We start from the raw sequence: 6,664 nt of genomic DNA on the forward strand, positions 1-6,664 counted from the left end.
CGGCGGCCGGACCCCGAGGTCCTGCTGGAACTGGGCGAGCTGTACGAGTCGCTGGAGCAGCCGCAGGCCGCCGAGGAGCAGTACGAGCGGCTGCGGGCGGCGGTGCGGCAGTCGATGGCGGGCGGGGTCGACGAGGAACTGCTGATCGGGCGGTTCGAGGCGGACCACGGGGACGCGTGGGAGGCCGTGGAGCGGTTGCGGGCGGAGTGGCGGCGGCAGCCGGGGATCGAGGTGGCCGACGCGCTGGGCTGGGCGCTGCACCGCACCGGCGAGGACGAGGAGGCGCTCACCTACGCGACCGCCGCGACGGACGAGGCGAAGGGCGGCGGGGTGCGCAGCGCGCTGTACTCCTTCCACCGGGGCATGATCGAGGCGGAGTTGGAGCGGTACGGGCCCGCGCGGCGGTATCTGGAGGAGGCGCTGCGGATCAACCCGTACTTCTCCCCGCTGCTGGCGCCGCTGGCCCGGGAGGCGCTGGGCACGCTGGGCGAGCCGCCGGCCGACGAACTGCCCGAGGACCATCTGTAGACCGCCCGGCGCGGGCTGCTCGGTGCGGGCCGCTCGGCGCGGGATCACTTGTAGTAGCGCGGGATCACTTGTAGTAGAGGGAGAACCTGCGCGCGCCCTCCTCCCCCGACGCGAACCCGATGTACAGGCGCGGGGTGCCCGTGTGGCGGACGGCCAGGCCCTCCGGTTCGCGGTGGTCGAGGGAGTACGCCGCCCGGGTGCGGTGCCGGGCGAGAAGTTCGCCGGTGCGGATGTCCAGGCAGGACAGGTGGGTGTCGCCGTGGCCGGCGGGCGGGTTGGTGCGCGGGTGGTAGGCGGAGCCCGCGAGCTGGTACAGGTGGTCGCCGTGCAGGGCGAAGCCCTGGAAGGGGACGTCGGGGTCGGGGTGGGCGCCGGTCTGCGCGAGGTCGGCCAGCGGGTCGCCGTAGTCGCGGGCGGTGAAGGCGGCCAGGTCCCAGACGCGGTAGCGCGGGGTGCCGCGCAGCCGGTAGCGGACGGCTATGCGGCCGGTGGCCGGGCAGACGGCGGGCTGGTTGGTGCGGGAGCCCTCGACGGGGTGGCGGACCTTGACGTCGCGCGGGGTGCGGGTGGCGCCGGGCGCGAAGCGGAAGCGGGTGACGCCGCGGCCGTAGCCGTTCACGGCGTCCGTCTCGGTCCAGATCCACACCGTGCCGTCGGCGGAGTGCTGGACGCCCATGCTCACGCCGTGCCCGAAGCCCTTGAGGTACATGTGCCCGAGCCGGTTCCCCTTGAGGTCCAGGCGGTTGAGGCACAGGTCGCCCGCGGCCCGGCCGCCCCGGGTGAGCTGGAGGACGTAGAGGTGGCGGTGGACCTCGTCGAAGGCGAAGGACTGGAGGACCGTGGGTTCGCGCAGGGTGGCCTTCTCGCGCAGCCAGCGGACGGCGGGTGCGGTGAGGTCGATGCGCTCGGCCACGGTCCCCCCTCGGAATGTCCGGCGGGGGACCCGTCGGCTACAGGTTGCCCCGCTTGGCCTGCTCGCGTTCGATCGCTTCGAACAGTGCCTTGAAGTTGCCCTTGCCGAAGCCCATCGAACCGTGCCGCTCGATGAGTTCGAAGAACACGGTCGGCCGGTCCTGGACCGGCTTGGTGAAGATCTGCAGCAGGTAGCCGTCCTCGTCGCGGTCGGCGAGGATCTTCAGCTCGCGCAGGGTCTCGATCGGCACGCGGGTGTCGCCGACCCACTCGCCGAGGGTGTCGTAGTACGAGTCGGGGGTGTCGAGGAACTCGACGCCGGCCGCGCGCATGGTGCGGACCGTCTGCACGATGTCGTTGGTGTTGAGCGCGATGTGCTGGACGCCCGCGCCGCCGTAGAACTCCAGGTACTCGTCGATCTGGGACTTCTTCTTGGCGATGGCGGGCTCGTTGATCGGGAACTTGACCTTGAGGGTGCCGTCCGCGACCACCTTCGACATCAGCGCGCTGTACTCGGTGGCGATGTCGTCGCCCACGAACTCCTTCATGTTCGTGAAGCCCATGACCTTGTTGTAGAAGGCCACCCACTCGTTCATCCTGCCGAGTTCGACGTTGCCGACGCAGTGGTCGATGGCCTGGAAGGTGCGCTGGGCGGGCGGCTCGACGAGCGGCTCGGCGGCGGTGTAGCCGGGCAGGTACGGGCCGTCGTAGCCGGAGCGGTCGACCAGGGTGTGGCGGGTCTTGCCGTAGGTGGCGATGGCGGCGAGGACGACGGTGCCGTGCTCGTCCTTCACCTCGTACGGCTCGGCGACGCTCGTCGCGCCGTGCTCGACGGCGTACGCGTGGGCGGCGCGCGCGTCGGGGACCTCGATGGCGAGGTCGATGACGCCGTCGCCGTGCTCGGCCACGTGCTGGGCCAGGAAGTGGCCCCAGGTGCTGCTGGGCTTGATGACCGAGGTGAGGACGAAGCGGGCGGAGCCGTTCTCCAGCACGTAACTGGCGGTCTCGCGGCTGCCGTTCTCCGGTCCGGAGTAGGCGACCAGCCGCATGCCGAAGGCGGTGGAGTAGTAGTGCGCCGCCTGCTTGGCGTTGCCCACGGCGAAGACGACCGCGTCCATTCCCTTGACCGGGAAGGGGTCGTCCTGCCGGGCGGTCGTGTCGGGAGTGTGGTGTGTGGTCTGCGTCATAGCGGAAGGGTGGCTCTGCTCTGCAAGGTGCGCAATAGTTCGCTCCATCGCTGGGCAATCTGACCAGTGGTACGACCGCCTCGGCGGTCTTTCTGTACAGGATGACCATCTCAGGGGGTCCCGTGGCGATCGATCATCTGGACGGGCGGATCATCGTGCTGCTGGCCGAGGAACCGCGCATCGGGGTGCTGGAGATGTCCCGGCGGCTGGGCGTCGCCCGGGGCACGGTGCAGGCGCGGCTCGACCGCCTCCAGTCGAACGGGGTCATCCGCGGATTCGGCCCGCAGGTGGACCCGGCGGCCCTCGGCTACCCCGTCACCGCGTTCGCCACGCTCCAGATCCGGCAGGGCCAGGGCGCCGATGTGCGGGCCCACCTGTCGACCGTGCCGGAGGTGCTGGAGCTGCTGACCACCACCGGCAGCGGGGACATGCTGTGCCGGCTGGTGGCCCGCTCGAACGCCGATCTGCAACGGGTGATCGACCGCGTCGTCGGTTTCGACGGCATCGTCCGGGCCTCCACGGCGATCGTGATGGAGAACCCCGTCCCGCTGCGGATCATCCCGCTGGTGGAGCAGGCCGCCCGGGACCGGGAGGCGAGGGAGACCTGACCGCCCGGGGCCACGGCGGGTGACGTTCGGGGGGGGGCCGGGCTAGCAGCTGGGGACGGTGCCCTTGCCCTTCTCCAGGGCCACCAGGGAGTCGACCGCGCCCTTCAGCGTGGTCACCGGGACCAGCCGCAGCCCCTTCGGCAGCTCGGCCTTGGCGTCGGCGCACTCCGCCTTCGGCACCAGGAAGACGGTGGCACCGTCCCGGCGGGCGGCCTGCGTCTTCAGGGCCACCCCGCCGACCGCGCCGACCTTGCCGGAGGCGTCGATCGTCCCCGTACCGGCGATGGTGCGGCCCCCCGTGAGGTCGCCGCCGCTGCCGTCGCCGTCCAGCTTGTCGATGATCCCCAGGGTGAACAGCAGCCCCGCGCTGGGCCCGCCCACGTCGGCGAGCTTCAGGTCCACCTCGACCTGGCCGGGCTTCAGTCCGAGGTACGTCAGCGCGGCCTGGGTCGCCGCGTCCTGGGACTGCCGCATCTGCGCCAGGTTGTGCTTCTCGATCTCCTTGACGGTGTCGCCGCTGGGGTAGACCGCGTCACGCGGCATGACGGCCCGGTCGGTGCGGAACCAGTTGCCGAGCACGTCGCCGAGGGAGATCCGGGCGTCCGGGCCGGTCGCGACGATCGTGGTCATCCGCAGCTGCCCGCTGGTCTTCCGGGTCTGCGCGCCGGAGACCGTGATCACCGGGGTGCCCTTGTTCTCGCCCAGCACGTTCGCCGTCGGGCCGGGCTGCGCCACCGAGAACGGCAGCGGCGCGAACACCGCCGTGGCGAGCAGGGCCACGACGGGCAGTGCGCAGACGGCGAGGGCCTGGGGGCGTGTGAGACGTGAGAGCACGGGGTCAATCTAACGTGACCGCCACGCGCCCCTCATGCCGTGTACAGGTCCCGCCGCTCCCGTGTGAACCGGCGCAGGGCGTCCGGCAGGGGCGCGATGCCGATGCCGGGGCCGGTGGGCACGGGCAGGTGGCCGTCCTCGTCCAGGACGAACGGCTCGGTGATGTCCTCGGCGAAGTAGCGGCCGGACGCCGAGGTGTCCCCGGGCAGGGTGAAGCCGGGCAGCGCGGCCAGGGCGAGGTTGGGCGCCCGCCCGATGCCGGTCTCCAGCATGCCGCCGCACCACACCGGCACCCCGTGCGCGTGGGCCACGTCGTGCACCCGGCGGGCCTCCAGGTAGCCGCCGACCCGGGCCGGTTTGACGTTCACCACCCGGCAGGCGTCCAGGGCGATCGCCGACGCGGTGTCGCGGGCGCTGTGCAGGGACTCGTCCAGGCAGACCGGGGTGCGCAGCCGCTGCTGCAACCGGGCGTGGCCGTGCAGGTTGTTCTCCTCCAGCGGCTCCTCGACGAGCAGCAGCCCGAAGGCGTCCAGCCGCCGCAGGTGCTCGGCGTCGGCGAGGGTGTAGGCGGTGTTGGCGTCGACCTGGAGGGGCAGGGCGTCGCCGAAGCGCTCGCGGACCGCCCGGACCGGTTCGACGTCCCAGCCGGGCTCGATCTTCAGCTTGATGCGGACGTACCCCTCGGCGAGGTGGCGCTCGACGTCGTCCAGCAGCTCGGGCACCGAGTCCTTGATGCCGACGGAGACCCCGGCCGGCACCCGGTCCCGTACCGCGCCCAGGTAGGCGGCGAGCGGCATGCCGTAGCCGCGCAGCTCGGCGTCGAGCACGGCGGTCTCCAGGGCGGCCTTCGCCAGCTCGTGCCCCTTGATCCGCGCCAGCGCGGGGGCCAGCGCGGCCGTGGTGAGGTGCGGGAGGGCGGCCAGGCGGGGCAGCAGGAAGTCGCGGAGCACGATCTCGGCGCCGGCGACGAACTCCGGGCAGTACAGGGGTTCGGGGTCGGCGGCGAACTCCGACCAGCCCTCGGCCTCGTCCGTCACGACGTGCAGGAGGAAGGTGTCCTTCGCCGTCATGGTCCCGAAGGACGTACGGAAGGGGGTGACCAGCGGGATCGCCACGTGCACGATCTCGACGCGCTCCAGCTTCACGCGGCCTCCTCGGTCCGGGCGAGCGTGTACCAGCCGTCGCGGGACATCCCGGTGGCCCGGAACCCCTCCGCGAAGGCGTCCAGGAAGACCTCGCGCACCGCGTGCCGCCAGCGCAGGGCCAGCGCGGGATCGGCGGCGCGCAGCGCGACGGCGTCCGCCGGGATCCGGCACCACAGGGACCGGCCGGCGCGCCGGGCGAGCGGCCCGCCGTCGGGGGCGGTGCGCAGGACGGCCCCTTCGGGCCGGACGTCGTACGGGGTCCCCGTGCCCGTCAGGTCCCAGGTCACCGTCAGCCGGTCGCTCTCGTCGCCGTCGTTCACGCCGTCGGCCATGGGGCCGTAGAAGTCGATCAGGTACTCGGTGCCGACGGCACCCAGCTTGACCAGGTTGAAGCGGGCGTTGCGGCCGACCAGCGGGTCGAAGGTCCAGCGCATGGTGCGGGCGCCGAGGGTGCGGGCCCAGTCCCGCTGGGCCCGCTTCAGGGCGGGACCGAGGCCCCGCTCGGCGGCGGCCACCAGCGAGTACGTGGACCGGTCCGGGCCGAGGACGGCGACGGCCGCCCCCGCCAGCCGCCGCTCGCGGTACACGGCGTGCACGGCGCCACCGGCGTGCACCAGGCTGTGCAGCACCTCGGCCGGGTACGGCGGGGCGGTGCGGGGCGTTCGCCAGACGTCGCTGAAGTGGTCGGCGACGGCCGAGAGCCCGGCGACGTCGTGGACGGTACGGAGGACGGTTCCGGTGGGACTCATGGCACGAGTCTCAGGGCCGACGGCCCGCCGCGTGTTGTGGGAGCGGCCAAGACGGACGTACGTTCGTTGCACCATCCGCCAAGCAGCCCGTCGAGGACGGACCCCATGGACACGTGCACGCTCGGCGACCTCCTGGACGTCGTCGGCGGCCCCGCGCTGCGCCTGCACACCGCTCCCGCCGGCCTCGCGGCCCCGGTCACCGAGGCCGTCCTCCACGACGGCGGCACCCCGCTGCCCCGGCAGCCCGGCGCGCTGCTGCTGGCGGTCGGGGTGCGGGCGGCGGACGCGGGCCCGCTGCTGGAGGCGGCGGCGGAGGCCGGGCTGACCGGGGTGGTGGTGCGCGGCGCGGACGGGCCGGCGGCGGTGGCCGAGGCGCACGGTACGGCCCTGCTGTCGGTGCCGGAGGACGCGCCCTGGCACCGGGTCCATCTGCTGCTGGCCTCCGCGATCGCCGCCCGGCCCGCCGCCGTCCCCGCCGACGCCGGGCTCGGTGACGATCGCGACGGCGACCGGCGGGGCGACCGCCATCGAGGACCCGCGCCAGCGGCTCCTCGCCTACTCCGCGGTCCCCGGCCAGCCCGTGGACGAGGACCGCCGGCAGGGCATCCTCGGCCGGCAGGTGCCCGCCAGCGCGGAGAACACCGAGCAGTACCGGCGGCTGTTCGCCGCCGACCGTCCGGTCCGGCTGCCCGCGCTGACCG

At 73.2% G+C, this 6,664-nt stretch carries 7 protein-coding genes and 1 pseudogene; 3 read left to right on the forward strand and 5 right to left on the reverse strand.

Annotated features, from left to right (window positions below):
- Positions 1–528 (forward strand): tetratricopeptide repeat protein (locus tag CCN44_RS40050; RefSeq protein WP_414820551.1); only part of this gene is annotated, 528 nt, incomplete at its 5' end.
- Positions 529–592: 64 nt separating this feature from the next.
- Here CCN44_RS40050 and CCN44_RS40055 read toward each other — a convergent pair.
- Together CCN44_RS40055 and hppD are read right to left on the reverse strand one after the other, a co-directional pair.
- Complete coding sequence (locus CCN44_RS40055) at positions 593–1,441, reverse strand: phage baseplate protein (RefSeq protein WP_086704044.1); 849 nt, start codon at positions 1,439–1,441, stop codon at positions 593–595.
- Between the two features lie 37 nt (positions 1,442–1,478).
- A complete protein-coding gene (gene hppD / locus CCN44_RS40060) occupies positions 1,479–2,627 on the reverse strand; it encodes a 4-hydroxyphenylpyruvate dioxygenase (RefSeq protein ID WP_059249796.1) in 1,149 nt (382 codons plus the stop codon).
- 122 nt (positions 2,628–2,749) lie between these two features.
- On the opposite strand from hppD, the gene CCN44_RS40065 reads away from it, so the two are divergent.
- Positions 2,750–3,235: an Lrp/AsnC family transcriptional regulator gene (locus CCN44_RS40065; protein WP_059249797.1), complete on the forward strand. Its 486-nt coding sequence runs from the start codon at positions 2,750–2,752 to the stop codon at positions 3,233–3,235.
- Positions 3,236–3,277: 42 nt separating this feature from the next.
- On the opposite strand, the gene CCN44_RS40070 is transcribed toward CCN44_RS40065, so the two are convergent.
- The 3 genes from CCN44_RS40070 to CCN44_RS40080 are packed head-to-tail and all read right to left on the reverse strand — an operon-like array spanning position 3,278 to position 5,963.
- Positions 3,278–4,069 carry a YlbL family protein gene (locus CCN44_RS40070; protein WP_059249798.1) on the reverse strand — a complete coding sequence of 264 codons (792 nt, stop codon included), beginning with the start codon at positions 4,067–4,069 and terminating at the stop codon, positions 3,278–3,280.
- Positions 4,070–4,101: 32 nt separating this feature from the next.
- Positions 4,102–5,214 carry an o-succinylbenzoate synthase gene (gene menC, locus CCN44_RS40075; RefSeq protein WP_059249799.1) on the reverse strand — a complete coding sequence of 371 codons (1,113 nt, stop codon included), beginning with the start codon at positions 5,212–5,214 and terminating at the stop codon, positions 4,102–4,104.
- Positions 5,211–5,963 carry a chorismate synthase gene (locus CCN44_RS40080; RefSeq protein ID WP_086704047.1) on the reverse strand — a complete coding sequence of 251 codons (753 nt, stop codon included), beginning with the start codon at positions 5,961–5,963 and terminating at the stop codon, positions 5,211–5,213. Before CCN44_RS40080 ends, menC begins: the two co-directional genes overlap by 4 nt.
- Positions 5,964–6,068: 105 nt before the next feature.
- Here CCN44_RS40080 and CCN44_RS40085 point away from each other — a divergent pair.
- Positions 6,069–6,664 (forward strand): annotated as a pseudogene (locus CCN44_RS40085) (hypothetical protein); the annotation flags it as partial.

The sequence above is a fragment of the Streptomyces tricolor genome (assembly GCF_002155905.1).
Classification (GTDB): domain Bacteria; phylum Actinomycetota; class Actinomycetes; order Streptomycetales; family Streptomycetaceae; genus Streptomyces; species Streptomyces tricolor.